Here is a 20,573-nt window from a genome sequence, read left to right as displayed (position 1 = left end):
GATTGGGGCGGTGTTTCAAGAGTTTTAACCCTATCCCCGATAGTCTCGCGCCATTGCCTGAAACCAGCAGCCGGCGCAAGACGCGTGATCATCACATGCCCAAATTGCCATACGCGCTACCGCCTCGCGCCCGATGCGCTGGGGGCTTTGGGACGTCAGGTCAAATGCGCCAGCTGCGAGACCACCTGGGCCGCGACGCCGAGCTTTCCCGCGCCGAAAAGGTCCGCAATCGACCCCGACCACGATGACGACGAACTGATCTTCCGCGCGGATCAGGACAACCGCTTCTCAGAGGCAGATGAAGCGCTCGCCGACAAGGCGTTCGAAATCCAAGGCAACGCCACCGACGGCCCGGTTCTGGGCAAAAGCGTCATTCCCGGAGAGGACGCGCCGCCCGCCGCTCAGTGCGCCGATCAGGCGCTCAAACGCAAGCTCGCGCTCGCCAAGCGCAAGCACGACATGACCCGTGCCCTGCCCATCGCCCGTATCCGGCGTGCCGCGCGTATAACGCTCGCAGTGCTGGTGGTTCTCCTGGGCGTATTTGTGATTACCCAGCGCACGGAAATCGTCCGTGCCTTTCCCGATCTCAACAGTCTCTACGCCGCTTTCGGACTTGGAACCAATGTGATCGGGCTCGAGTTCGGATCCATTAACACTTTGCGAACCACCCGCGATGGAAACAGCGTGTTAATCGTATCCGCTAAGATAACGAACACCACGAATCGCGTAACCTTCGTTCCGCCGGTGCTGGTCAGCCTTATCGGTGAGGACGGGGAAGTGGTCTACGAATGGGGCGTCACCCCGCAAATGCGCAATATCTTGCCCGGTGACGTTCTACCGATCGACACGCAACTGACCGCGCCTCCTGAAGGGATCAAGACGGTCCGTCTCTCCTTTGTGGAAGGTCAGGGCCGTGCCGACGCGGCGGGATAGAGAAAAACGCGCTGACGCAGCGCGAAAACGAAAGAAGCAAAGGCGTTAGGGACGATGGCCCGGATCTTGGTTGCCGAAGATGACGACAATGTACGTGCGTTCGTCGTACGCGCGCTCGAAATGCACGGCCACACAGTATTCGAGGCCGAAGACGGAGGTCTCGCAGCGGAACTGGCCGACGAGCACAAGGGCGAATTCGACCTCCTGCTCTCGGACATCAAGATGCCCGTCATGGACGGCATCGCGCTCGCCCTTTCGGTTGGCGCCCAATACCCTGATCTGACCATCATGCTGATGACCGGTTTCGCCGACCAGCGCGAACGCGCTCATGGGCTTGACGCGCTCATCTATGACGTCGTCAACAAGCCCTTTTCGCTCGCCCAGCTCATCTCCAAGGTCGATGACGCGCTCGCCGGGCGCCCGGCCGAAATCATTCCTCTGGCGCGGTCGGCGCTTTAAAACAGATTGGGCTTCGTCAGCATCAGCCAGATGATGACGAGCACCGCCGCAAAGGCGGGAAATCCGCAAGCAAACCAGATGCGATAGAGCCTGTGATAGGCGAGCGGCAACGGCGCGTTGCGATCCCGCGCGTCAATCGCGATGTCCCGCATTCGAAGCTGAATCCAGACAACCGGCAGCCAGAACACGCCGACGAACACGTAAAGCCCAAGCGAAGCCAATATCCATCCCTCAAGGAGCGGATAGCCGAGCTCCCGCGTCAACAACCACCCCGTGACGGGTTGGAAAAGCGCTGCGGTGGCCGTGAACACGGTGTCCGCCAGAACCACGATCCCCGCTGTATGCGCAATTAGCGCCGGATCCTGACTACGGTTCGAGACCACCATGAAGAACGCAATGCCCGCCCCGGTTCCAAGCAGGACGCAGGCGCCGACGACATGCGCGAAGCGGAGGAATTCGTAAACCACTAGCGCACCTCGATAAGCATGGCGACGGTGAGCGCCAGAACTATGGACGGCAGCACTTTGAGCAAAGGCCCCAGAGGATCGGCCCACAGCCCGGGCGCGAACAGCGTTGCCCCAAGCAGATAGGCCACTGAAACCAGGACCATCCCGACCGCCGCATAACGGCTCCAGGAACGCTTGAGAACCGCCACACCAAGCGCGATGTCGATCAATGCACCGACAGAAACGACAGTACCGGACAACGCCTGCGAAACTCCGCTACCGGTAAGAACGGCCACGGCCCTGTCATACGCCCAAAGGCCGATCGCGCCGGAGAGAACCCAGAATATGGACAATACCGCGATCATGATCGGCAGGATCAATTGCGCACGCGCAAAAACGCGTTCCTGGTTGGTGGCCGGTATCGCGCGCAGTGTATCGTCGAACGCAGGAAACGGAGAACCGCCCCGTTCAATCCATTCGCCCGGATTACCAACGATTCCGGTTTCAAGGGACTTCAGCGACGTCGTTCTCAGCGCCGACCGCCAACCGAGCCAACCCAGTCCATCCGCAACCCGTCCGGCCAGACCGACCAGGCCACGCGGGATCGGGATCGCGTAGCGCCATTCCGGATATCCGAGCCAGGCCCTGACTGTCCGCACCACCTCACGAAAGGCACGGGAGTCACGCTCGGCAAGATCGGCCACGAACTGCGTTCCGAGCGCTCCACTTGCTGCGGTAACCACCGCCGCAGCCAGATCGTCGACATGGATCGCCTGCATCGGTGCATTTTCGAAAACGACCGGTTCGACCATCGGCATGGCAGCAGCAGCGCGGAGAAGCGCCGTACCGCCATAGGCTTGCGCCCCGAACACCAGAACCGGACGGAGAACGATCCAGTCGATCTCGGACCGCTGCACGCGCGCATCGCCTCTAGCCTTGGAGCGAAAGAATTCGGTTGCAGCACCGGCGCCGGCACCCGCTGCCGATATCTGAATGAACCGGACATCCGACCCGGCCAGAGCATCGAGCATATTGCCGACCGCCACGTCATGGATCACGGACAAGCTGTCCTTCGATCCATCCTGAAGCACGCCGGACGCATTCACGACGACGGAAGCACCCCGAAATATCTGCTTCCAGTCGTCAACCGTTGCGGTTGCAATGTCGGCGAAGACCCAGGAAACGTCGAGGGTGCATTGCGCGGCGGCCGCGCGCGACCGGCCAACGCCGGTCACCTCGTATCCGGCCGCGCGCAACGCCCGCATACACGCCTGACCGATGAAACCGTAACCCCCGAGCACAACGGCCTTTTTCAAGCGCGTTTCCTTCCCCCGCGAACTCAATGCCACCGACAGCCGATGTCGCGCGGCCAATGGCCTTTAGACCAACCACTCCGGCACGCTATCCGCCCCGATCAGCTCTTCGAGCGTCTGGCGCGAGCGGATGACGTGGTAGCGGTCGCCCTCAACGAGCACCTCGGCGATCAGCGGGCGCGTGTTGTAGGTGCTGCTCATCACCGCACCATAGGCACCCGCGGTCATTACGGCCAGAAGGTCGCCCTCGGCCAGAGGCGGCATCACCCGGTCGAGCGCGAGATAGTCGCCCGTCTCGCAGACCGGCCCGACGATGTCCGCCCGCATGGCCTTGTCCTCGTCCTCGGGCACGGCCACGGGCAGAACGTCGTGATGCGCCTCGTAGAGCGTGGGACGGATGAGGTCGTTCATGCCCGCATCGACGATGATGAAATTCTTCTCCGGTCCGTATTTGACGTATTCCACGCGCGTGACGAGGATGCCCGCGTTCCCCGCGATCAACCGCCCCGGTTCGATGATAAGCCGGCAATCGAGCTCAGATACGCGCTGCTTGACAATTTCCGCGTAAGCGAGCGGATCCGGCGGCGCCGGCGCGTTCTTGCGGTACGGGATACCCAGCCCGCCGCCGACATCGACGTGTTCGATTCCATGCCCGGCGGCGCGTAGGGTTCCGACCAGTTCGGCCAAAACTGCAAACGCGTTGTCGAAGGGCTCGAGATCGGTGATTTGGCTGCCGATGTGCATGTCGACACCGACTGCCCGAAGATTGGGGCATTCGGCAATGCGGCTATAGACCGCCTCGGCGCGCGCGAACGGAATACCGAACTTGTTTTCGGATTTGCCCGTCGAAATCTTCGCGTGGGTCTTGGCGTCGACATCGGGATTGATCCGCACCGAGACCGGCGCGACTTGCCCCAATTCACTGGCGATCTGATTGAGCCGCTCGAGTTCGGGCTCGGATTCGACGTTAAAGCACAAAATCCCCACTTCGAGCGCCCGGACCATCTCCGCACGCGTCTTGGCAACACCCGAGAAAATGATCTTCTCCGGCGCAATGCCCGCCGCCAGCGCACGTTCGAGTTCACCGAGCGACACTACGTCCGCCCCCGCGCCTTCCTGCGCGGCAATCCGCAACATGGCCTGATTGGAGTTGGCCTTCATGGCGTACGCCAGAAGTGTATCGAGCCCCCCGAACGCCTCACGCATGACCCTGATATGCCGCCGGAAGGTTGCCCCCGAATAGCAATAAAACGGCGTGCCGACCGCCTCGGCCAGCGCCGTCAGGTCGACCTCCTCGGCCTTCATCGCGCCGCCGCGATATTCGAAATAATGAACCACGATTATGCCTTCAATCTAGAGCGTTCTCAGGACCCGAAGGGCCGCGTCAGCGAAAAGTTGACAGACTTTTCCGGTTCGAGAACGCGACAAAACAAAGACTTAGAGCATGTTGGCGATTCAACGAAGCGCCAACACACTCTAATCCTGCGGCCCAAGCCGCTCGCGCCACGCCGCAACCTGCGCCTTCACGTTCTCGGGCGCCGTGCCCCCGAAGCTGGTGCGCGATTTCACCGAATTTTCGACCGACAGAACCTTGAAGACCTGCGAGGTGATCCGCTCATCGATCTCTTTGAAATCCTCGATGGTGAGCGCGTCGAGCCCGCAGCCTTTCGCTTCCGCCGCCGCCACCGCGCGGCCGGTGATATGGTGCGCCTCGCGGAACGGCACGTTGGCGACCCGCACGAGCCAGTCGGCAAGGTCGGTCGCGGTCGAAAAGCCCGCCCCAGCGGCAGCGGCCATCTTGTCGGTATTGACCGAAAGATCGCCCGCCATCCCGGTCATCGCCGCAAGGCAAAGCGAGAAATTGTCCAGCGCGTCGAAGGCGACTTCCTTGTCTTCCTGCATGTCCTTCGAATAGGCGAGCGGTAGCCCCTTCATCACCATCAAAAGCGAAGAGAATGCTCCGAAAATCCGACCGATCTTGGCGCGAATCAGTTCGGCGGCATCCGGATTGCGCTTTTGAGGCATGATCGAGGAGCCGGTCGAAAACTTGTCCGAAAGGGTCACGAAGCCGAACTGGGCCGAGGACCAGATGACCAATTCCTCCGCGAACCGCGACAGATGCATGGCGCAAATCGAGGCCGCCGAGAGCGTTTCGAGCACGAAGTCACGGTCCGACACCGCATCGAGCGAATTGGCCGTCGGCCGGTCGAACCCGAGCGCCTGCGCCGTCATCTCCCGGTCGATGGGAAACGACGTGCCCGCAAGCGCCGCCGACCCCAACGGGCTTTCATTGAGCCGCGCCCGCGCATCGCGGAAACGCCCCGCATCGCGCGCCAGCATTTCGACGTAGGCAAGCATATGGTGCCCGAACGTCACCGGCTGCGCGCTTTGCAAATGCGTGAACCCCGGCATCACGCTCCCGGCATGCGCCTCGGCCTTGTCCAGAAGCACCCGCTGCAGCGTCTCGATCTGCGCGGTGAGCATGTCCACGCACTCGCGGACATAGAGCTTGAAATCGGTCGCCACCTGATCGTTGCGCGAGCGCGCGGTGTGGAGCCGCCCCGCCGCATCCCCGATCAGGTCCTTCAACCGGCTTTCGACATTCATGTGAATGTCCTCGAGCGCTCGCGAAAAGGTGAACTTGCCCTGCGCGATCTCGTCGCGGACAGTCTCTAGACCGGAGACGATCGCGTCTTTATCTTCCGCGCTCAGAATGCCGACCGCACCGAGCATGTTCGCATGCGCGATCGACCCGGCGATGTCCTGCTGGTAGAGGCGCTTGTCGAAGCCGATCGATGCGTTGATCTCTTCCATGATGGCGTCGGGACCGGACGCGAATCGTCCTCCCCACATGCGATTGCTCATCGGCGCCTCTAGCTTCGTGTTTAAAAATGGATGACCATGAACGACACACCCAAAAACAAACGCCGCACGATTCTTGCGGGCACGGGGCTTTTCGGTGCGGCGGTAGCTATAGCGGTCGCAGTATGGGTTAGCAATGGCGGCACGGGTATCGCGGCGGCCTGCCCCGCGCGCGCCGAAGCCGCGCAGGCGATCGACGAGGCAGCGACCGGCGAACTCGCGGGGCTCCTGCCGTCGACCGAATGGCGGAATTTCTCCAACCTCGCCTTCATCGACGCCGACGGCAACGCGCTGACCATCGCCGATCTTGCGGGCAAAAAGCTCCTGGTCAATTTCTGGGCCACGTGGTGCGCCCCTTGCCGCGAGGAAATGCCGGACCTCGACACGATCCAGGCCGAATATGGCGGCGAGGACTTCGAAGTCGTCGCCATCAGCCTCGATTTGGGCGAAGATGGCCCTACTGCCGCTCAGGATTTCCTCGATGAGATCGGCGCGGACCACCTCGCGCTCTATGCCGATCCTTCGTACAAGGTCTTCGAGCGGCTGCGGAACGAAGCGGTGACACTCGGCCTGCCCGCGACGATTCTGCTCGATGACGAGGGCTGCGAGATGGCCGTATTGCAAGGCCCTGCACATTGGGACAGCGAGGACGGCAGGCGTGTGATCGAAACGCTGCTGGAGATTTAGGCCGTCTTGTCCACCCCGGCCGGCCCCTCGGCCTTCGGCGCATCAACCGCATTAAGCCGCTCGATCGCCGCGCGATTGAACGCGTCGCCGCGGAATTTCGCAACCAGCGCCCCCGTCGTCGAGAGCTCCCTGGCCTCTATAAGAGCCATGCGGTGAAGAATAACCGGAGCCGCCTGCGGAACGATCATCGCAGCGCCCTCACGCCGATTTGTCGACCACTCTACCCTGCCCCGAAGGAGCCGGCGGCTTGGTGGCCTCGACCGATTGCGCGAGCATGTCGATCATCGATTGCTGCATTTCATGCTCCTTTTTGAGCATGAGAACCTGTGCGGTATGCTTGGTCTGCGCCTGATTTAACGCAACCGCGGTCGCGGTAACATCGCTCATTCTGGCGGATCCTCCTCGCATTCTGCGGTATGCCAAGCATAGAGGCCGCGCCTAAACAAACCTTTACGAAAAGATTAACCGCCGCTGAAAAGCGCTGCCAACGCAGTCAATTACGTGTTTGATCCCTTTGCCGGATTGCATCATCTGCGCTACCAAACGGCAGATCAATTGCTATGGAGAGATGAGTGCTGGAACTGCGGCCGAATTGCGAATGGTGCGGTAGAGATCTCCCACCGGATTCTACGGAGGCACGGATATGCAGCTATGAGTGCACCTATTGCGCCGATTGCGTGGAGACTGTGTTGCATAACGTATGTCCAACGTGTGGCGGCGGACTATCGCCCCGGCCTATTCGTCCCCGGAAGGCTTACCGGGAACACCTGAAGCTCGGACTGAAACATCATCCGGCCGGCAAGGAGCGCAAACAATCCAGATGGACGCGTGACCAGGTGGACGAACTGAGCGCAATTTTGAGAGATGTTCCGCCGGTGGAGCGGTAGCTGACCTGTCCCCAATCCCGTATATGAGCGAACCCTGCGATGAAGCGCAGTATGACTGAAAACAACCTCTCGATTGCCCCTGCGCGTCTCCATGAGTTCCCGTTGGTGGCGACGCTGCTCAAGAACGCGGCAGACTGGCTTCACTCAAGGAAGATCGACCAATGGCGCTTCCTGCGCGAAGGTGGCGAGGACGAGGAAATCCGCCAAGCGATCCGGCACGGCAAGACCTGGCTTGCGCGACGAGACAGCGATGTCGTGGGGACGTTTACGCTCTACGATGCACAAAGCGAATGGGACAGCCATATCTGGGGCGAGCGTTCCGACGATGCGATCTATCTACACAGGCTCACCGCCGTTCGAAACGGAAAGGCCAGCGGCATCGGCGCGCAGCTCATCGCCTGGATCGAGGATGAGTGCCGAATGAACGGCGATACCTTTCTCCGGCTGGACTGCGTTGCAGGCAATGAACGGCTGAACAGATACTACCTGGATCTGGGATTCGTATCGCTCGGCATCAGCCGTGACCACACGATGTATCAGAAGAGGCTGCCCGCCGCGATCACAGGCTGAGTTCGGTATCCTGACCTCGTCACCCTTCTTTCGAAGTGCCCGTATTGCGTCCCGGCTCCCACAGAACATCCTTTGTTCCGTTGGCATTGGCAAGCCTGCCCAAGACGAAAAGCAGGTCCGAAAGCCGGTTGAGATAACGCTGGATCTGGGGGTTGACCGTCTCTTCGGTGGAAAGTGCCACCACCACCCGCTCGGCCCGCCGCGCGATTGTGCGCGCCAGATGGCAGTTGGCCGCCAAGGGAGAACCGCCCGGCAGAACAAACGACGTCAGCGGTTCCAGCGCCTCGATATGCCGGTCGATCTGCGCCTCGAGCCAGGCCACCTGCTTCTCGGTGACCCGCAAGGGCGCATATTTCCGCCCCTCGTCAGGCCCCGGCGTCGCGAGGTCGGAGCCGAGGTCGAAGAGATCGTTCTGGATGCGCCCGAGTGCCGAATCGACCCGCGCCATATCCTTGGTATGGAGCCGGCACATTCCGACCGCCGCATTGGTCTCGTCGACCGCGCCGAATGCTTCAACGCGCAGATTGTCCTTGCGCCGGCGCGGACCGTCTACCAGTCCCGTCGTGCCGTCGTCGCCCGTGCGGGTATAGATCTTGTTGAGCTTGACCATGGTCTACGAGCCGGCTCCCGGCCCTCCGAAAAAGTAAAGCGCCGCCATCAGCAGCAACACCGCAACCGCCTGCATGATGACGCGTGCGCGCATCAATTGCTGACTGCGATTCCCCGATCCGCCCTTGAACATGTTGTAAAGCCCCATGAACAGGATCACCGCCACGGCAAAAACGGCCGCGATCAGGGCAATATTGACGAATGTTTCCATGACTTGTGCTTTCCCGCTGGCCGTGTCGCGTTTGGGCCTTTGATGTAGCACATGCCCGAATTCGCGGCTTCGTGCAAATGGTCACGCCCGCAGCCAGACGGCGAGCATTTCGGCCAGCCGGTCATAAACAACCCGAATGCGCCGCGCCCCGTAAAGTTCCCTGTGGCTCGTGAGCCAGACTTCGAGCGGCGGGATAGGCAGCGGCAGGTCGATGACCACCATCCCCGGCGTCTGACTGACGATATTCTTTTGCGCGAACCCGATTCCCAATCCCGCCTTGACCATCTCCCAAAGCGCGCTCTGGTCGTCGCACCGGATCGAAAAATCGTTCCGCGACAGCTCGAACCCCAGCGCCCGCGCCGTCGCAATCAGCAATTCGGATCGGTCGAACCCGACGAGTTCGTGCGCCCTAAGCTCCTCGGGCGTCGCCGGCGCGCCACGCGTCGCGATATAGCTTTCATGCGCGCAAGCGACGATCGCGCTTTCCCCAACCTTGCGGGTCACCAGATCGAGCTGCGTCGGCCGGAACATCCGCACGGCGATATCCGCCTCCCGCATCAGAAGGTTTTCCGGCGAATCCGTCGGCACGACCTCGAGCGCAATATCGGGAAATTCGTCCCGCAACCGCCGTAGCATGGGCGGCAGCGTATAGTGCGAAGTCACCACCGACGCCGTAATCCGCACGCTCCCCCCAAGAACCATGCTCGACCCCGCCGCGTAAAGCTCGGCCTCAGCCAAAGCCTGTGCCGCCTGCCGCACCGGTTCGTAAGCCCGCAACCCCAACTCCGTGGGCGTAAACCCCGAAAGCGACCGTTCAAAGAGCTTCGCCCCCAGCCCGATCTCCAGAGCCTCGATGTGTCGCCCGATCGTCGGCTGCGACACCCCCAGAGCGCGCGCCGCCGCCGACAGCGATCCATGCTCGGCCACCGCCGCAAACTCCGCCACAAGGTCCAGTCCGACACGCTATTCATAGATGAATAGTTACTCTGCAGTTTTCACCAATTTCCATTCTCATGTGAATGAATGATTGTCGGCGTGTCAACCGCACAAACGGAGCAGGACAATGACCCACACCAAAGACAAGACCATCGCCATTCTCGGAATCAACGGCCATATCGGCCAAGCCGTCGCCAAGGCCTTCGTCGCCCGCAACTGGCGCGTCATCGGCTTCGGCCGGTCGAACAAAAAACCCGTCGCGGGCGTCGAATTCATCAAGGGCGACGCGGATTCAATCGCTGACATCAGGGCCGCAGTCGCTGACGCCGGCGTCGTCTTCAACGGCCTGAACCTGCCTTACGACAAATGGTTCAACGGCGCCGCCGAAGCCCTCAACGCCCGCGTCATCGAAGCGGTTTCCGGCGAAAACCGTACCCTTCTTTTCCCAGGCAACATCTACAACTACAAGGCAACAGACAAAGTGGTCACGCCCGGCCTGCGGCAGGACCCGCAAACGCCGCGCGGCGCCATCCGCGTCCGCATGGAAGACCAACTCAAAAAGGCCAGCGGCGCGGGCGCCGTCCAGGTCATCATCCTTCGCGCCGGCGATTTCTTCGGCCCGGACACCGATGGCACGATCCTCGACGCGCTGGTCCTGCGCGAAGCCGCCAAGGGCAAGGTCGCGCTCAGTTCCGAGCGCACCGTCCGTCACGCCTGGGCCTACCTTCCAGATCTCGCCAAGGTCTTCGCCATCCTCGCCGAAAAGCGCGATCAATTCGGAGCCTTCGAGACTTTCCACTTCGCCGGTCATTTCGTCTCGCCCGACGAGACCTTCGCCGCCGTCGAGCGCGTGGCCCAACGCAAGCTCAAGCTCGTTTCAACACCCTGGACGACACTGAAGCTCGCAGGCCTCGTCATGCCGGTCCTGCGTGAACTGGTCAAAATGCGCTATCTGTGGGATTACGAAATGCGCCTCGAGGACGACCGCCTCGATGCCATCCTCGGCCCCGATTTCGGCACGCCCTATCATGAGGCCATCGCCAACGCGGCAGCACCAATCTTCGAAAAAGCACAAAAAGCCGCATGAGCCCGGGGGTGGCTCGCCACCCGAAGCGCGTAAGCGCGAAGGGTGGTGCGGGCGGTCGGAATCGAACCGACACTCTGTTTCCAGAACCAGATTTTGAGTCTGGCGCGTCTACCAGTTCCGCCACGCCCGCGGCGACGCGCCGGACTATAGGTATTCGGAGGCGCGCGTCAATCGCTGTTGTGTACCCATTGTCAGGAATTGGCTGCTAGCGTATCGATTATTTCGGCGGTGGCGCCTCATTGTCGTCTGCTTCGCCGTATTGAACACAAGATATGGGTGCCGGCCTGGGCCGGTGCAGCCGAACCAGAGACCGAATAACCGATGCTACGCCGCCTTTATGACTGGGTGATGGGCCTTGCTGCCGGACGCCACGCCCCCACCGCGCTTGCCGGCGTCAGCTTTGCGGAAAGCGCATTCTTTCCCATCCCCCCCGACGTGATGTTGATCCCGATGGTCGTCGCCAAGAGGGAAAGCGCCTGGAGCAATGCGCTCATTTGCACGATCGCCTCGGTCGTCGGGGGCATCTTCGGCTATCTCATCGGCGCCTATTTGTTTGAACCGCTGGCGCGTCCGCTCATCGATTTCTACCACTATCAAGACGCCTTCGCCCAGCTTCAGGCGTGGTTTGCCGATTACGGACTTTTGATTGTATTTGTCGCCGGGTTTACGCCTATTCCCTACAAAGTGTTCACCATCGCGTCGGGATTCGCCGGGCTCTTTTTCCCCGTCTTCGTCCTCGGCTCGATCCTTTCGCGCGGCGCCCGCTTCTTCCTCGTGGCGGGGCTGCTTTACTTCTTTGGAGCGCCGATTCGCGACTTCATCGAAAGACGCCTCGGACTGGTTACTGCGGTCTTCGGCGTTCTTCTGGTCGGCGGGTTCGTCGCGATCAGGCTGCTTTAGGGCCTGTTAACACTAATGGATAGGGGTTTGATTTTGCATAAATCGTTCAATGCCAAGTGTTTTCCGAAGGGCGGGGTTATCCCCCGTGCTGCGGGAAACGCGCCGGCAGTGGACGATTTATGCAAAACCCTCCGGGCGGGTCATAGTCCGGCCCCTTGTCGCGAAAAATCCCGCTTGTGGACAAGCGTCCATGGCGCGCAATTTTCCACGCAAGGCTCTCGGACTATGGCCCGTCAAACCCCTATCCATTAGTGTTAACAGGCCCTGGGATATCACCACCATGACACTCCATTCCCCGCAGACCGTAGGCCCCAACCGCAACCGCGCCAACGCCGCCTTCACCATCGGGCTGTTCACCATTCTGGGCGCGCTGTCGTTCCAGTATATCGGCGGGCTTTACCCGTGCGAATTGTGCCTCACCCAACGCTGGCCATACTATATCGGCCTGCCGCTGCTCGCCGTCGTCGTTTTTGCCTGGGAGCGCGTGCCTGAGCCGGTGCGGATCGCGCTCACGGCGATTGTCGGCGCGCTGTTCGTTTGGGGCACCTATGTCGCGGTCTATCATGCTGGTGTTGAATACGGTGTCTTCGAGGGTCCGCAGACCTGTACCGGCACCGGTGACGCCGCCGTCAGCCTCGACAGCCTTGGCGACATGAGCGGCGCCCAGATCGTCCCGTGCGATGCAGTACAGTTCGAACTGTTTGGCGTTTCGCTGGCCGGGTTCAACGCCATCATCTCGGCGGTGATCGTCATCCTGCTCACAATGAGCATCTGGGGTCAGGTGAGCCGCCGGCGCGCGGCCTGATCACGGCTCCAGTTCGATGTCCCAATAGAGAAAATCGAGCCAGCTATCGTGCAGGTAGTTGGGCGGAAACGCGCGGCCGTTATTATGCAAATCGTGTACGGTCGGCTGGAAGGGCGCCTGCATGGGGATCATGCCGATATCCTTGGGCATGCGGTTCGCCTTGCGCAAATTGCATGGCGAGCAGGCGGCGACGACATTGTCCCAGGTTGTGCGGCCGCCGCGTGAGCGGGGAACGACGTGATCGAAGGTCAGATCGTGCTTGGATCCGCAATATTGGCACTGGAATTTGTCGCGGAGAAAGACGTTGAAGCGGGTAAAGGCGGGGTATTTGGCGGGCTGAACATAGTCCTTGAGCGAGACGACGCTGGGCAAACGCATCGTAAAACTCGGACTTCGCACCACCTTGTCGTAGTGAGAGACAATATGTACACGCTCGAGACAAACCGCCTTGATCGCGTCCTGCCAGCTCCAAAGAGACAAGGGATAATAGCTGAGCGGCCTAAAATCGGCGTTCAGGACAAGAGCAGGACAGGCTTGCGGTGACACATGGACTGTCACAGACCCCTCCGGGCAATGGATTCAAACGATTCCATGGATATATTCTATGCCCGATATGACAGCCCTGTGAAGATTATAATTCAGTCCGGTTGCGCTCCAAAGGGCGAGAACCGGCCTCCCGGCTCGCGTCTTTGAGAAAAGCCGTGGCGATATCAAGCCCCTGCTGCGTGATCATATGCCCCACGCCCGGCTCGATATGGAGCCGCACAGGAACGCTCAGCCCGTCCAGGAGTGCATGCGCGTCCCTACTGCCCGCGACCGGGACGATCTCGTCGTTATCGCCATGAATGAGCAGCACCGGGGGCGTCGAGCCCTTCTCGTCGGCGAGCTTTTCCGGTGCAATGACCATGCCCGAAAAGGCGATAATGCCCCTGAGCGGACGCTTAAGCCGCAGCCCGACATCGAGCGCCATCATCGCGCCCTGCGAAAAACCGACGAGAACCGTATCCTCTGGACCGAGGCCGGTTTGCTCCCAAAGATCTTCGAGAAACTGCATGATGACTGGACGGGCCGCCCCCGTTCCGCCAGGATCCACCACGGCACCGTTGGAATCGGCCTCGACGGGAAACCATTGATAGCCACCTGGAATGAACCCGGCCGGCTCATGCGCATTGGGCGCCACAAAGAGCGCATCTGGAGCCGTATCGCGCCAGTATTGGCCCAACGCGATCAAATCTTGCCCATCCGAGCCGTACCCATGCAGGAGAACGACGAGCTGTTTGGCATCGCCCGAGACGGGCTGCAGCATCGGGCCGGAAAGTTTGGAGATCATTCGTATTCCTTTTTCAAAGCGCATCCCACGCGCCGGAATTCTTCATGACGGAAAAATACCGCCAGAACATCAGTGCCGCTGCGCCGCGATGGGGCGACCAGGGGCTTACGATATCGATGAGCGCCTTCGCCGGCGGGAGTTCAGGCAGTTCGAAGGCATGCGCGACGGCCTTTTGCAGCGCAAGATCCCCTGCTGGAAAGATATCCGGATGCCCCGCGCAGAAAAGCAGGTAAATCTCGGCGGTCCATGGCCCCACACCCTTGAGCTCGGTGAGGGCCGCGATGGCTTCCTCGGCGGGAAGGTCGTCGATGATGTCGAAATCGAGCGCCCCTGCCGAAACCGCCTCGGCAACCCCGCGAATCGTTTCGTATTTGCTCCGCGAAAGCCCGGTCGCGCGCAGGGTCGGCTCGTCGAACGACAGATAGGCGTCCGCTCGAACCGCGCCCAATGCCTCGACGCGGCCCCATATCGCCCGCGCGCTGGCGACCGAGAGTTGCTGCCCGCAGACGATTCGCGCCATGCCCTCAAACCCCCGCGGTGAGGTGCGCAGCGAGACTGCGCCCGCTCGAGCGATGGCGCGCGCCAGCCGCTCGTCCTTTTGCGCAAGGCCGCTAAGATGGACGGCCAACGCTTCTTCGGTATCGAGGCGCAGTGGAGTGTCGGGTACGGTCATGATAGGGAATGACTTTCCTCGTTTTCGTCCGGCGGATTGCAAGTGGCGGCATCTCAACCGATTTTTCGTTTCGCGCCAAGCCCGAACGGTTACCTGCATCTCGGCCACGCCTATTCGGCGCTGTTTACCGATTGCTGGGCGCGCAAGATGGGCGGGATAGCGCTGCTGCGGATCGAAGACATCGATACGGTGCGCTGTCGACCCGATTTTATCACCGCCGCCATTGAGGATCTGGCATGGCTCGGGCTCACCTATCCCGAACCGGTCCGGCGCCAGTCCAGGCATTTCGCGGACTATGCCGCAGCCGCCGACATCCTGCGAACGAAGGGATTGCTCTACCCCTGCTTTTGTTCCCGTAGCGACATACGCGCGGCAAGCGGCGGACAGACCGACCCCGATGGCGCGCCGATCTATCCGGGCACTTGCAAGCGCTTGAGCATGGCTGAGCGGCAGGGGCTGCTGGCAGCAGGCGTGCCGGTACAATGGCGCCTCGATATGGCAGGAGCGACCGCCGAAGCCTGCGCACTCGAAATCGCACAAGCCGAACCCTCACCCGCCGATCCCATACGTATGCGCAAGGCCGTCCCCGAGCGCTGGGGCGATGTGGTGATCGTCAGAAAAGACACACCCACGAGCTACCACCTGTCGGTGACCCTCGACGACGCGGTGCAAGGCATCACCCACGTGACGCGCGGGATGGACCTCTACTGGTCGACCGACATCCACGTGCTCTTGCAGGCGCTTCTGGGATTGCCCTCACCGGTTTATTGCCACCACACCCTCATTCGCGATCCACACGACGAAAAGCTGGCGAAATCCCGAGGATCGCAAAGCCTGCGCGACCTGCGGGCGTTGGGTTGGACGCCCGAGGACGTCCGCGAACGGCTGGGCTTCTGATCGGTTCAGAGCCCGATCTAAAACTCGGGTTCTCAAGGCCCGTCATAGCGTTCGCGCGCCCGGGCGATGTCCTCCCCGTGCACACTGGCCCAATCCCAGAGCGCGTTGATCGGCTCGAGCAGCGTCTCGCCCAAGGGCGTGAGCTTGTACTCCACCCGGGGCGGAATTTCCGGATACACGGTACGGACAACCAGCCCGTCGCGCTCGAGATTGCGCAAGGTGAGCGTCAGCATGCGCTGGGAAATCCCCTCCACCGCCCGCTTGAGCTCGGAAAACCGCTTAGTCCCGTGCCCGAGGCGACCGACGATCATCACACTCCATTTGTCTCCGATCCGGTTGAGAATATCGCTCATTACCGCGCAGGTGGTGTGATCCGCCGGATCGGGCTCCCGCTTGGCGAGCGGTTTCGTGGCAAGGGGTTGGGCCTGGGTCACAATTGGGCACTCTCACTTTACAATCGGGCACCCAATTTAGCCCAGGTTACCAATAGTGACCAGCCCCTTACGCGGGCCGATGCTCGGCAGCGAGCATGCCCCGATAAGCCTCAAGATCGTCACCGCCGAACCCGAGCGCATTGAACACCTCCACCATGAACGTCACCGGTGCCAGACCGGACGCCGTCACCAGCCCCTCCGCGCGCATCGCCCGGGGCGTATCGACATAATGCGCGTGCCCCTCGTAGGCCGGAGCGGACTTGAGCTGTCCGACATCGTTTCCCGTATGCGGCTTGTCATTGAGCACCCCGGTCCGCGCCAACGCCAGAACGCCCGCGCAAATGCCCGCAACCAGCTTGCCGGCCTCCGTAAACCGCTGCACCACACCCGAAATATCCGGCGCCGCGTCGGTCTCCCAGATGGTACCGCCGCAAATCGCAATGCCGTCGAACTCTTCAGGATCGAGCGCATCGCAATCCGCATCCGGCGTCACCTTGAGCCCGCCCGACGACGTAACGGGCATCCCACCGGGCGTTGCAACGACGATCTCCATCCCGAAATATTCCCGCCCCGATGCCATCACATGCGCGCACTCCCAATCTGCAAAGCCTTCCGTCAAAAGGATTGCCAACCGTGTCATCGTTCATCTCCTTGCCGATGCGTCCAATGGCGCTATGCTGACGCGGCATTGTGCCAGTTTTTGTCAGCAGGATCGCGAACCGCAAATGTCCGCCCGTTCCGAGCGTTTGCTTGAACTGATGCAGGCCTTGAGACGCCGCAAGCGCCCGGTCAGCGCCCGGATCCTCGCCGAGGAAATGGGCGTTTCCAAGCGCTCGATCTACCGCGATATCGACACGCTCAAATCCATGGGCGCCGCCATCGACGGAGAAGCCGGCATCGGTTATATGGTCCGCGCCGAATACTGGCTGCCACCGCTGACCTTTTCGACCCCCGAACTCGAGGCCCTCGTCCTCGGCCTGCGCGGCATGATCTACGGTCCCGATGACGACCTTGCCCAATCCGCCCGCGATGCAGAGGCCAAACTGATCGCCGCCCTGCCGCCCGAAAAACGGCACGAAATGGACGCCGTCGGGCTCTTCGCCTTCCCCAGCCGCACCCCCGAAATCGCCAGCTTCCTCGCCAACCTGCGCCATGCCTTGCGGGAGGAGCGTGTCATCCATCTCGTTTACAAGGACCGCAACGAGGCCGTCACAACCCGCGACGTCTGGCCGGTCGCGCTCGGCTATCGCGACGATGGACAGATGCTCCTTGCCCATTGCACATTACGCAACGATTTCCGCAATTTCGCCATCGCACGCATCGTGGATGCCGCAGTGAAAGACGAAAGAATGCCCAAACGCCGCCAAACGCTCCTCAACACGTGGATCGCGCGCAACAACATGCCCGACATGCGATAGAGCGCTTTCGGCAAACTAGGGCCCGTCAACCCCCCATCCATAAGTGTTAACAGGCCCTAAAGACATAGAGTTTTTCGCGATCCGGAGAATCACGAAAAGCATCAGGGCAATCGCATATGACTTCGGCTTGTGCCGAATACCCCCACCCCTTCAAGCGATTGCCCTGCAAAAGTACTCTCCGGCATTGTTCTGCCACAATCGCCTTGCTATCAACGGCATCACGGCGCGCAAATCATCATAAACGGAGACGGTCACCGGTGAAACTTGTCCGGCGCACCCTGCTTACGCTGAGCCTTGCGCTCGCGCTTGCCCTTTCGAACCTTGTCCCTGCCTTCGCAATCCCGCAACTGCTCGTCGACATGCGGACCGGCGAGGTCCTGTTCGAGAACGAGGCTGGCGTGCCCTGGCATCCGGCCTCACTCACCAAGCTGATGACCGCGCTTTTGGCCTTCGAGGCGATCCAGTCCGGCCAGATCTCACTCTCGACGCCCGTCATCACGTCGGCCAACGCCCTTTCGGTCCCGCCCTCCAAGCTCGGCCTGCCCGAAGGCACGGCAATGACGATGCAAGATGCGCTTTATGCGCTCATCGTCAAATCTGCCAACGACATCGCCGTCGCCATTGCCGAAACCGTCGGCGGAACCGAAGAGCGTTTCGTCCAGATGATGAACGCGCGGGCCGCCGAAATGGGCATGACCGCAACCCATTACGTCAATCCCCATGGCCTGCACGACCCCGCCCAGGTGACCTCGGCCCGCGATCTCGCCATTCTCGCGCTCACCATCCGCGCGCGCTATCCGCAGTATGATGCGATCTTTTCCACCGAGTCGGTGACCCATGGCGGCGCAAGGATGGAATCCAACAACATCCTCCTGAGCAAGTTTCTGGGCACGGACGGCATGAAAACGGGCTATGTGTGTGCTTCGGGGCTCAATATCGTCGCTACCGCCGCCCGCAACGGCCGCCATCTGATGGCGATCACGCTCGGCGCTTCCTCGGCCCGCGAACGCGGCGAGATGACCGCCCAGATGCTCTTTTCCGGCTTTGCCGGCGGTTATCGCGGTACCGGGACGTCGATCGTTGCGCTCACCAACTCCGCTGGTCTGGCGCCGGTCGACATGCGCCCGCTGATCTGCGGCGCAAATGCACCGGACTACAACGAAGCCCGCATGGAAGAATTCCCTCTGGGGCTCGATGGCGAGCTGAGCTACCTGACCGACGATCTCACCCCACCCTCTTACAGCCTCGCGGTGCTCGGCCGGCTGCGCAACGTCCCGCTGCCCCGCCCACGCCCTTCAGGCATGCCCGCCGCCCCAACCTATGCTGCTGGCGGCTTCGACGAGACCCTGGAGCCTGACCGGAAATTTGGCGGCTGAGGGCTGGCGGGTCGTCCAAATTTTCGGTCAGGCTCTTACCGCCGGCGACAGCAGCTTCGTCAGCCTCGACACCAACACAACCGGCCTCACACAACCGCCGCCCGCGCGACCGCAGTTCTAGCCCGCATTTCGTTGGCACGGCCCTTCGGGTCTCACACTCCTTGTGCCCGCTTCATCCAAATTGGCAGGCGGCGGCCTGGCGATTTGGATGAAGGCAACGGAGTCATGGCAAAAATGTGTGAGCGCTTCTCAGGATAAGCCATCAAATAACGTGAAGCGCCTCACTAACCTGTCAAGAGCGTTAAAGCACGATCTCCCGCAGCGGCGCTCCCCCATCTATAAAGAACCGCCCGCCAGGCTTGAGCGCCGCGGCAATTCGCGGCCGCGCCTTCTCGCCCGCCTGCGGATGCCGTCCATCGAACGCCCCCACCCGTATGGCCACAACGATGTCGAATGGGGCTTCGCCATCCAGAAGAACAAAATCCTCCGCCTTAACTTGCCGGAACCTGAGCGTTCCCGCGCCTATTTCCAGGCGCGATCCAGCCTCCGCTTGGGAAATCGCCTTGGCCGAACGGTCGATGCCAAGCACATGGCCTTCGGATCCAACGCGCATCGCCATTTCACGCGCCATTGCGCCGGGACCGCACCCGATTTCAAGCACGCGCGTACCGGGTACAAGCGGCAGAGCGTCCACAACGGCTTTGAGACGAGGCGAGAGCACACGCATGAGTTTATACTTCCCTATCCGCGCAAGGGCTTCGTAAACGCCAGCCGCGTCCATGTAATACCGGCACGATAATTCGGCGAGTTCGGAGGCGATTCCGTCAGCTCACGATATTTCAGGGTAAGCCCCTGCGCTTGCGCAAGCGCAATTGTCTCGTCACCGGTAACCGCGAACATGCGCCGGCCTTGCGGAACAACCCCGTGACGCAGCGTCATGATCAGTATGCCCTCGTCCCGCAACAACGCAACGATCTGCGGCATGGCGAGCCGGCGTTCGGCCTCCTCGAGATGCATCCACACGGCTGTAAGCATGATGAGGTCGAACCGTTCATCCATCGCTCGGACGGCACCGAGTTCCGGCAGCCCGTCATCGACCCAGCGAATAGACGGAGACGGATGCAAGGCCATTGCGGCTTCACGAAAGGCATCGGTCGGCTCGGCGGCAACGACGCGGTGCCCCATCGCCGCAAGTGCAGCCGCATCCCGGCCCGTCCCAGAGCCTATATCCAGAACCCGCGCCGGTGCAGCCGGGATCATATCCAAGATCGGCCGGTGAACCTCGGAAAAGGCAGCGCGCTCATACCGCACGACAAGCGTATCCGCTTCTTCGGCATATCCCTGTGTTCCATTGAGCCACATGATCGCCCGGTCCCCATCGCTGCTTGCCCGAAACCTGATAGCGCAGCTTCGCGGACCGAGCAAACCGTTGACACGGGGGACCGGTGAGATCTCCAGCTGGACACGGCATGAGCCGGAGGGCCATCGCATCTACTGTAACGCATTGGCAAAACAGCGAAAGCGGGAAACTTATCCCCGCCCCCGAAACGTCAAGTATGATGCTTTCCACGGACCCGCTTTTGATGGGCGCAGGCGCAACGAACGTTTGGGCGGGACCGGTCCGGGTCCGATGGGAGTCGTCCCAGCGGAGGCCCAAACGTCACCGTGGCCAGCCACAGCGATCCTGTGGTCACCGGGGAAACCTGGCGGGGATTGGCCCCAGCCCGAGCGGACGCCAAG

Annotated in this window: 27 protein-coding genes and 1 tRNA gene; 11 read left to right on the top strand and 17 right to left on the bottom strand. The window is 61.5% G+C overall.

Going from position 1 to position 20,573, the window contains the following annotated elements; translation table 11 throughout:
• Positions 1–84: 84 nt before the first annotated feature.
• The gene (locus LG281_RS13850; protein ID WP_404401662.1) at positions 85–933 is read left to right on the top strand and encodes a zinc-ribbon domain-containing protein; all 849 of its coding nucleotides are present in this window, start codon (positions 85–87) and stop codon (positions 931–933) included.
• Between the two features lie 54 nt (positions 934–987).
• Complete coding sequence (locus LG281_RS13845) at positions 988–1,392, top strand: response regulator (protein WP_404401660.1); 405 nt, start codon at positions 988–990, stop codon at positions 1,390–1,392.
• On the opposite strand, the gene LG281_RS13840 is transcribed toward LG281_RS13845, so the two are convergent.
• The 4 genes from LG281_RS13840 to argH form a co-directional block, all read right to left on the bottom strand.
• Positions 1,389–1,859, bottom strand: a complete 471-nt coding sequence (locus tag LG281_RS13840) for a DUF2269 family protein (protein WP_404401658.1) — start codon at positions 1,857–1,859, stop codon at positions 1,389–1,391. The genes LG281_RS13845 and LG281_RS13840 overlap by 4 nt on opposite strands.
• Positions 1,859–3,154, bottom strand: a complete 1,296-nt coding sequence (locus tag LG281_RS13835; RefSeq protein ID WP_404401656.1) for an SDR family oxidoreductase — start codon at positions 3,152–3,154, stop codon at positions 1,859–1,861. Before LG281_RS13835 ends, LG281_RS13840 begins: the two co-directional genes overlap by 1 nt.
• A gap of 63 nt (positions 3,155–3,217) precedes the next feature.
• The gene (gene lysA / locus LG281_RS13830) at positions 3,218–4,456 is read right to left on the bottom strand and encodes a diaminopimelate decarboxylase (protein WP_404406755.1); all 1,239 of its coding nucleotides are present in this window, start codon (positions 4,454–4,456) and stop codon (positions 3,218–3,220) included.
• 171 nt (positions 4,457–4,627) lie between these two features.
• Positions 4,628–6,016, bottom strand: a complete 1,389-nt coding sequence (gene argH / locus LG281_RS13825) for an argininosuccinate lyase (protein ID WP_404401654.1) — start codon at positions 6,014–6,016, stop codon at positions 4,628–4,630.
• A gap of 36 nt (positions 6,017–6,052) precedes the next feature.
• Here argH and LG281_RS13820 point away from each other — a divergent pair, with 36 nt between their 5' ends.
• A complete protein-coding gene (locus LG281_RS13820; protein WP_404401652.1) occupies positions 6,053–6,700 on the top strand; it encodes a TlpA family protein disulfide reductase in 648 nt (215 codons plus the stop codon).
• Here the strand turns inward: LG281_RS13820 and LG281_RS13815 are convergent.
• Both LG281_RS13815 and LG281_RS13810 read right to left on the bottom strand, forming a co-directional pair.
• On the bottom strand, positions 6,697–6,888 hold the full coding sequence (locus LG281_RS13815) for a hypothetical protein (RefSeq protein ID WP_404401650.1): 192 nt from the start codon (positions 6,886–6,888) through the stop codon (positions 6,697–6,699). The genes LG281_RS13820 and LG281_RS13815 overlap by 4 nt on opposite strands.
• Before the next feature lie 10 nt (positions 6,889–6,898).
• Positions 6,899–7,087 (bottom strand): putative motility protein, encoded by a 189-nt coding sequence (locus LG281_RS13810; protein ID WP_404401648.1) that lies wholly within the window; start codon positions 7,085–7,087, stop codon positions 6,899–6,901.
• Positions 7,088–7,272: 185 nt separating this feature from the next.
• On the opposite strand from LG281_RS13810, the gene LG281_RS13805 reads away from it, so the two are divergent.
• Complete coding sequence (locus LG281_RS13805) at positions 7,273–7,587, top strand: DUF1272 domain-containing protein (protein WP_404401646.1); 315 nt, start codon at positions 7,273–7,275, stop codon at positions 7,585–7,587.
• Between the two features lie 51 nt (positions 7,588–7,638).
• Positions 7,639–8,157 (top strand): GNAT family N-acetyltransferase, encoded by a 519-nt coding sequence (locus LG281_RS13800; RefSeq protein WP_404401644.1) that lies wholly within the window; start codon positions 7,639–7,641, stop codon positions 8,155–8,157.
• A 19-nt stretch (positions 8,158–8,176) separates the two neighbouring features.
• On the opposite strand, the gene LG281_RS13795 is transcribed toward LG281_RS13800, so the two are convergent.
• The 3 genes from LG281_RS13795 to LG281_RS13785 all read right to left on the bottom strand — a co-directional run bounded on the left by LG281_RS13795 (position 8,177) and on the right by LG281_RS13785 (position 9,922).
• A complete protein-coding gene (locus LG281_RS13795) occupies positions 8,177–8,767 on the bottom strand; it encodes a cob(I)yrinic acid a,c-diamide adenosyltransferase (RefSeq protein ID WP_404401642.1) in 591 nt (196 codons plus the stop codon).
• 3 nt (positions 8,768–8,770) lie between these two features.
• Complete coding sequence (locus LG281_RS13790; RefSeq protein ID WP_404401640.1) at positions 8,771–8,977, bottom strand: twin transmembrane helix small protein; 207 nt, start codon at positions 8,975–8,977, stop codon at positions 8,771–8,773.
• 81 nt (positions 8,978–9,058) lie between these two features.
• On the bottom strand, positions 9,059–9,922 hold the full coding sequence (locus LG281_RS13785; RefSeq protein WP_404401638.1) for a LysR family transcriptional regulator: 864 nt from the start codon (positions 9,920–9,922) through the stop codon (positions 9,059–9,061).
• A 118-nt stretch (positions 9,923–10,040) separates the two neighbouring features.
• Between LG281_RS13785 and LG281_RS13780 the strand changes: the two genes are divergently transcribed.
• A complete protein-coding gene (locus LG281_RS13780) occupies positions 10,041–11,000 on the top strand; it encodes an NAD-dependent epimerase/dehydratase family protein (protein ID WP_404401636.1) in 960 nt (319 codons plus the stop codon).
• Between the two features lie 43 nt (positions 11,001–11,043).
• Here the strand turns inward: LG281_RS13780 and LG281_RS13775 are convergent.
• Positions 11,044–11,130: transfer RNA gene (locus tag LG281_RS13775), tRNA-Leu, on the bottom strand.
• Positions 11,131–11,321: 191 nt separating this feature from the next.
• Here LG281_RS13775 and LG281_RS13770 point away from each other — a divergent pair.
• Complete coding sequence (locus LG281_RS13770) at positions 11,322–11,900, top strand: YqaA family protein (protein WP_404401634.1); 579 nt, start codon at positions 11,322–11,324, stop codon at positions 11,898–11,900.
• A 280-nt stretch (positions 11,901–12,180) separates the two neighbouring features.
• Positions 12,181–12,705: a disulfide bond formation protein B gene (locus LG281_RS13765; protein ID WP_404401632.1), complete on the top strand. Its 525-nt coding sequence runs from the start codon at positions 12,181–12,183 to the stop codon at positions 12,703–12,705.
• On the opposite strand, the gene LG281_RS13760 is transcribed toward LG281_RS13765, so the two are convergent.
• From LG281_RS13760 to LG281_RS13750, 3 genes are all read right to left on the bottom strand, one after another.
• Complete coding sequence (locus LG281_RS13760) at positions 12,706–13,263, bottom strand: HNH endonuclease (protein WP_404401630.1); 558 nt, start codon at positions 13,261–13,263, stop codon at positions 12,706–12,708. It abuts the gene before it with no gap.
• Positions 13,264–13,336: 73 nt separating this feature from the next.
• Positions 13,337–14,035 carry an alpha/beta hydrolase gene (locus tag LG281_RS13755; RefSeq protein WP_404401628.1) on the bottom strand — a complete coding sequence of 233 codons (699 nt, stop codon included), beginning with the start codon at positions 14,033–14,035 and terminating at the stop codon, positions 13,337–13,339.
• A 13-nt stretch (positions 14,036–14,048) separates the two neighbouring features.
• Entirely contained in the window at positions 14,049–14,708 is a 660-nt protein-coding gene (locus tag LG281_RS13750; RefSeq protein ID WP_404401626.1) for a DNA-3-methyladenine glycosylase family protein, read from the bottom strand.
• Between the two features lie 42 nt (positions 14,709–14,750).
• Between LG281_RS13750 and gluQRS the strand changes: the two genes are divergently transcribed.
• Positions 14,751–15,605 (top strand): tRNA glutamyl-Q(34) synthetase GluQRS, encoded by an 855-nt coding sequence (gluQRS, locus tag LG281_RS13745; RefSeq protein WP_404401624.1) that lies wholly within the window; start codon positions 14,751–14,753, stop codon positions 15,603–15,605.
• A gap of 32 nt (positions 15,606–15,637) precedes the next feature.
• Here gluQRS and LG281_RS13740 read toward each other — a convergent pair whose 3' ends face one another.
• Both LG281_RS13740 and LG281_RS13735 read right to left on the bottom strand, forming a co-directional pair.
• Complete coding sequence (locus tag LG281_RS13740; RefSeq protein ID WP_404406753.1) at positions 15,638–16,042, bottom strand: winged helix-turn-helix transcriptional regulator; 405 nt, start codon at positions 16,040–16,042, stop codon at positions 15,638–15,640.
• A 64-nt stretch (positions 16,043–16,106) separates the two neighbouring features.
• Positions 16,107–16,679 (bottom strand): type 1 glutamine amidotransferase family protein, encoded by a 573-nt coding sequence (locus LG281_RS13735; RefSeq protein WP_404401622.1) that lies wholly within the window; start codon positions 16,677–16,679, stop codon positions 16,107–16,109.
• 85 nt (positions 16,680–16,764) lie between these two features.
• Between LG281_RS13735 and LG281_RS13730 the strand changes: the two genes are divergently transcribed.
• The gene (locus tag LG281_RS13730) at positions 16,765–17,457 is read left to right on the top strand and encodes a helix-turn-helix transcriptional regulator (RefSeq protein ID WP_404401620.1); all 693 of its coding nucleotides are present in this window, start codon (positions 16,765–16,767) and stop codon (positions 17,455–17,457) included.
• Between the two features lie 257 nt (positions 17,458–17,714).
• Complete coding sequence (locus tag LG281_RS13725; RefSeq protein WP_404401618.1) at positions 17,715–18,833, top strand: D-alanyl-D-alanine carboxypeptidase family protein; 1,119 nt, start codon at positions 17,715–17,717, stop codon at positions 18,831–18,833.
• Between the two features lie 301 nt (positions 18,834–19,134).
• On the opposite strand, the gene LG281_RS13720 is transcribed toward LG281_RS13725, so the two are convergent.
• On the bottom strand, positions 19,135–19,560 hold the full coding sequence (locus LG281_RS13720; RefSeq protein ID WP_404401616.1) for an SAM-dependent methyltransferase: 426 nt from the start codon (positions 19,558–19,560) through the stop codon (positions 19,135–19,137).
• A 14-nt stretch (positions 19,561–19,574) separates the two neighbouring features.
• A complete protein-coding gene (locus LG281_RS13715; RefSeq protein ID WP_404401614.1) occupies positions 19,575–20,195 on the bottom strand; it encodes a class I SAM-dependent methyltransferase in 621 nt (206 codons plus the stop codon).
• Positions 20,196–20,573 lie beyond the last annotated feature (378 nt).

This window comes from Pelagibacterium halotolerans (genome assembly GCF_044811015.1).
Lineage (GTDB): Bacteria > Pseudomonadota > Alphaproteobacteria > Rhizobiales > Devosiaceae > Pelagibacterium > Pelagibacterium halotolerans_A.
This window is presented reverse-complemented; position numbering and strand designations above follow the sequence as displayed.

Coding starts and splice junctions, on each gene's coding strand:
- LG281_RS13795 (WP_404401642.1), bottom strand. CDS start 8,767: ATGGTCAAGCTCAACAAGATCTATACCCGCACGGGCGACGACGGCACG.
- LG281_RS13765 (WP_404401632.1), top strand. CDS start 12,181: ATGACACTCCATTCCCCGCAGACCGTAGGCCCCAACCGCAACCGCGCC.
- LG281_RS13810 (WP_404401648.1), bottom strand. CDS start 7,087: ATGAGCGATGTTACCGCGACCGCGGTTGCGTTAAATCAGGCGCAGACC.
- LG281_RS13770 (WP_404401634.1), top strand. CDS start 11,322: ATGCTACGCCGCCTTTATGACTGGGTGATGGGCCTTGCTGCCGGACGC.
- LG281_RS13755 (WP_404401628.1), bottom strand. CDS start 14,035: ATGATCTCCAAACTTTCCGGCCCGATGCTGCAGCCCGTCTCGGGCGAT.
- LG281_RS13800 (WP_404401644.1), top strand. CDS start 7,639: ATGACTGAAAACAACCTCTCGATTGCCCCTGCGCGTCTCCATGAGTTC.
- argH (WP_404401654.1), bottom strand. CDS start 6,016: ATGAGCAATCGCATGTGGGGAGGACGATTCGCGTCCGGTCCCGACGCC.
- LG281_RS13735 (WP_404401622.1), bottom strand. CDS start 16,679: ATGACACGGTTGGCAATCCTTTTGACGGAAGGCTTTGCAGATTGGGAG.
- LG281_RS13790 (WP_404401640.1), bottom strand. CDS start 8,977: ATGGAAACATTCGTCAATATTGCCCTGATCGCGGCCGTTTTTGCCGTG.
- LG281_RS13780 (WP_404401636.1), top strand. CDS start 10,041: ATGACCCACACCAAAGACAAGACCATCGCCATTCTCGGAATCAACGGC.
- LG281_RS13720 (WP_404401616.1), bottom strand. CDS start 19,560: ATGCGTGTGCTCTCGCCTCGTCTCAAAGCCGTTGTGGACGCTCTGCCG.
- LG281_RS13845 (WP_404401660.1), top strand. CDS start 988: ATGGCCCGGATCTTGGTTGCCGAAGATGACGACAATGTACGTGCGTTC.
- LG281_RS13820 (WP_404401652.1), top strand. CDS start 6,053: ATGAACGACACACCCAAAAACAAACGCCGCACGATTCTTGCGGGCACG.
- LG281_RS13815 (WP_404401650.1), bottom strand. CDS start 6,888: ATGATCGTTCCGCAGGCGGCTCCGGTTATTCTTCACCGCATGGCTCTT.
- lysA (WP_404406755.1), bottom strand. CDS start 4,456: ATGAAGGCCGAGGAGGTCGACCTGACGGCGCTGGCCGAGGCGGTCGGC.
- LG281_RS13750 (WP_404401626.1), bottom strand. CDS start 14,708: ATGACCGTACCCGACACTCCACTGCGCCTCGATACCGAAGAAGCGTTG.
- LG281_RS13715 (WP_404401614.1), bottom strand. CDS start 20,195: ATGTGGCTCAATGGAACACAGGGATATGCCGAAGAAGCGGATACGCTT.
- LG281_RS13730 (WP_404401620.1), top strand. CDS start 16,765: ATGTCCGCCCGTTCCGAGCGTTTGCTTGAACTGATGCAGGCCTTGAGA.